General features: G+C 66.6%; 3 protein-coding genes. 2 read left to right on the plus strand and 1 reads right to left on the minus strand.

Annotated features, from left to right (window positions below; genetic code table 11):
• The coding region (locus I0Q12_RS32145) for a Rieske 2Fe-2S domain-containing protein (RefSeq protein ID WP_231610107.1) at nt 1–797 on the minus strand (797 nt) is incomplete at its 3' end.
• 330 nt (nt 798–1127) lie between these two features.
• Between I0Q12_RS32145 and I0Q12_RS06505 the strand changes: the two genes are divergently transcribed.
• Both I0Q12_RS06505 and I0Q12_RS06510 read left to right on the plus strand, forming a co-directional pair.
• Entirely contained in the window at nt 1128–1958 is an 831-nt protein-coding gene (locus tag I0Q12_RS06505; protein ID WP_197251152.1) for an IclR family transcriptional regulator C-terminal domain-containing protein, read from the plus strand.
• Nucleotides 1959–2223: 265 nt separating this feature from the next.
• A partial coding sequence (locus tag I0Q12_RS06510) for a nitrate/nitrite transporter (protein WP_197251153.1) occupies nt 2224–3402 on the plus strand: 1179 nt, incomplete at its 3' end.

A 3402-nucleotide genomic window follows, 5' to 3' on the forward strand; every position in this document is an offset into this window, starting at 1 on the left:
GGCACCCAGGCATGCCCGCCGAGCGGATTGTGGGTGCCGAACGGCGGAATGATGGTGTACCAGGGCATGATCCACTGGGTGATCCGCCAGTAGTACTCCTCTTCACTGGCGTTGCGGCGAGCACCGATGACCAGACCGCCGTTGCTCTCGGCGACCTCGAACTTGGGGCGGGTGTCGGCCTTGAGGTACTTGTTGCCCTCGGTTCCCGAGTGCATCGGGTCGTCGTCGAGGTTGAAGCGGTGGGCGAACGAGACGTGACTCGAGTCGATCCCGCCCTCCATTGCCTGCAGGTAGTTCGTCTCCTGCAGTCGCTTCGAGACGAATCGGTGGCCGTCGCCGAGCATGGCCCATTCGAGTTCGGGGAGTTCGGGTTTCAGCTCGGGCGGACCCATGTAGGTCCAGATCACGCCGCCGCGCTCGACACACGGGTACGCCTTCTGCTTGATTCGGGACTTGAACTTCGAGTCCTCCGGTTCGGACGGCATGTCGACGCAGTTGCCCTCGACGTCGTACTTCCAGCCGTGGTATGCGCAGCGCAGCCCGCAGTCCTCGTTGCGGCCGAAGTACAGCGAGGCGGTGCGGTGACTGCAGAACTCGTCGAGCAGCCCGAGCCTGCCCTGGGTGTCGCGGAATGCGATCAGTTGCTCGCCGAGCAACTTGACCCGGACCGGGGCGCAGTCCGGTTCCGGCAACTCCTCCGCCAGCAACGCCGGGATCCAGTATCGGCGAAAGAGCCGGCCCATCGGCGTATCGGGGCCCGTCTGCACCAGCAGGGTGTTTTGGTCTTGCGTCAGCATGGCAGTCCTTTCGACTTTCAACGGCTGATTGCGTCCGAATAGCGCGCACTTGCGCGGAAATTAATCGGTGGAAGCACTGTGGCACACGTCGCTTCGCAGCGTCAACCATGGGCGGCCTTATCTCTCGCCCAAAGCCCCTGGTCCTCGGTGTTCGGCCTCCGAGCCGCGCCGGGGCCCGCCACCCCCGAAAGCGCGCACTCCAGCTCGAAGCGTCCAGGAAGAACGCGCATATGCGCGCAGATCGGACTCCACTACACTCGCGGTCGTGGGATCCAATGTCGTGGGATCCAATGAGGCACTCGGTGAGTGCAGCCACCGGAGAGGGAGCAGATGACGCGAGCCAAGAGCGCGGTGGATGCCGTACCGTCGTCGACGCCCGTGCGGCCGGCACGCCCGAAGGACGCGGTCCAATCACTCGAACGCGCCATCGCGGTACTCACCACCTTCGACCGCGACCATCGCCACCTCACGCTGACCGAGGTAGCAGAACGGTGCCGACTTCCCCGCTCGGCGGCGCGGCGATTCCTGCACACCCTCGTCGAACTCGGATACATCGAGGTTTCCGCCCGCAAGTTCACCCTGACACCGCAGGTACTCGAACTGGGCTACGCCAATCTGTCGAGGTTCACCCTTGCCGACGTGTGCCAGCCGCACCTCGAAGCACTTACGCGAAACCTGGGACTCTCCGCATCCGTCACGGTGCTCGACGGCCCGGACATCCGGTACGTCAACAGGGTGGACATCGCGTCCGGCATGTCGGTGTCCTTGAAGTCGGGTAGCCGACTGCCCGCCCATCGGACCGCGGCCGGGCGGGTGCTGCTGGCCGCACTTCCCGAAGCCGAACTGGACCGGCATCTCGATCTCACCGGTACCCAGGATCCCCACTCGGCGCCCGCTCACGACGAGCGCAGCCGACTCGAGCGCGAGTTGGACATCATCCGCCGTCAGGGCTGGGCCTTCGCCGATCAGCTTCTCGACGTCGGAGTGCAAGCGTTGTCGGTGCCGCTGCGCTCCCGAACCGGCCGTGTCGTCGGCGCACTCACCGTGTCGATGTACCAAACACACGAACCTGCGCGCACCCTGGTTCCGCGCTACCTCCCCCCGCTCCTCGAAACCGCCGGTCGGATCTCCCTGGAACTGCGCGCAGGAATCGATATCTGATCGCACGCCCCACTGCGGGGCACGAACGGCTGCCCGGCGGTCGAAGCACCCCTGATCTGCCCAGCGGCGGCCCTGTACCCGTTGCCACGCTCCGATGACCCACGATGCGCCGGAGTGCGGCACAGGTAGGCGCCGCCTTCAGGTGTGCGACACTTGCGTCCGAAGATTGGCTGCTTGAACGCTATGCGGACGCCACGGTTCGAGACCGTGTTCCTCGTCGCGCAGCAAGGCGCGCAGCAATAGGACTGTCGATGGAGTGCCTGTAGTGAACAACCATGATTCCCGAGGACTGCTGCCGCTCCTGACTGCGGCCATGGCGATCGGCCCACTGCTGACCTACGGGCTGAGCGCGACGAGTGCGCTGGTCATCGACTCGCTCGGCATCACCGCGGTGCAGTTCGGGATGCTTGCCACGCTCAGCTTCCTGATGGCGGCTGCCCTGTCCCTGACCTTGGGGCGATTCAGTGATCGCTTCCCTGCTCGCGCCCTGCTCGTCACGATATTCGCGGGCGCCGGACTCTCGTTCGTCGTCGCGGCGCTGTCGACGAACTACCTGTGGTTACTCGCAGCCATGGCCTTGTCCGGGGCTGCACAGGCGCTGTCGAACCCGGTCACCAACCGCATGATCAGTGACCACGCCCCGTCGGCCAAACGATCACCCTGGATCGGAGTGAAGCAGTCGGGGGTGCAAGCCAGTCAACTCGCCGCCGGAGTCGGATGCCCCACCCTGGCACTTGCCTGGGGGTGGCGAGGCCCACTGTGGGTCGGCGCGGCCGTCGCGGGCATCTCGGCTGTCGCGGCCTGGCATTTCGCACCGTCTCGTGGCCGTTCTCAGCGGCCGGCGAGCGCCCCGGAATTCGCCGAACCTTCCTCCGGCCGTGCCGAGCACCGAGCACTGCCCCCGGCCGTCTGGCTGTTCGCCGCCTACGCCCTGTTCTCCGGCGCCGCCCTTCAGGCCACCAACGTCTACCTTCCGCTGTTCGCGCACGACGAGATGGGACTGAACCTGACCGTGGCCGGGCTGACCGCCGCGATTGCCGGCCTGATCGGTGTCACCGCGCGGATCGGCTGGGGACGCGCGCTTGCCGGGAACGCAGGCCCGTTCATCCTGCTGTCGATCCTCGCGGCAGGCTCTACGCTCGGCGCACTCGCACTGCTCGGCGCCGATCTTGTGGGATGGCTTCCCCTCCTGTGGCTCGGCGTCGGTGTTCACGGCGCGACCGCGCTCGCGGCCAACGTGGTCTTGATGGCCGGCGCGCTCCGCGTGGTTCGGACCAGCACCGTGGGGCGCGCTTCGAGCGCCATCGCGGTCGGGATGTACCTCGGCTTCGCCGGCGGGCCCGCGCTCATGGGGTTGATGACCGACTACACCGGCGGATTCACGACCGGTTGGACGGCGGCGGTGGCGCTGTACGCAGTATGTGTCGCTCTCGGCCTGTGGGGG

The organism is Rhodococcus sp. CX (genome assembly GCF_015865005.1).
Taxonomy (GTDB): Bacteria; Actinomycetota; Actinomycetes; order Mycobacteriales; family Mycobacteriaceae; genus Rhodococcus.

Coding starts and splice junctions, on each gene's coding strand:
- I0Q12_RS06505 (WP_197251152.1), top strand. CDS start 1,128: ATGACGCGAGCCAAGAGCGCGGTGGATGCCGTACCGTCGTCGACGCCC.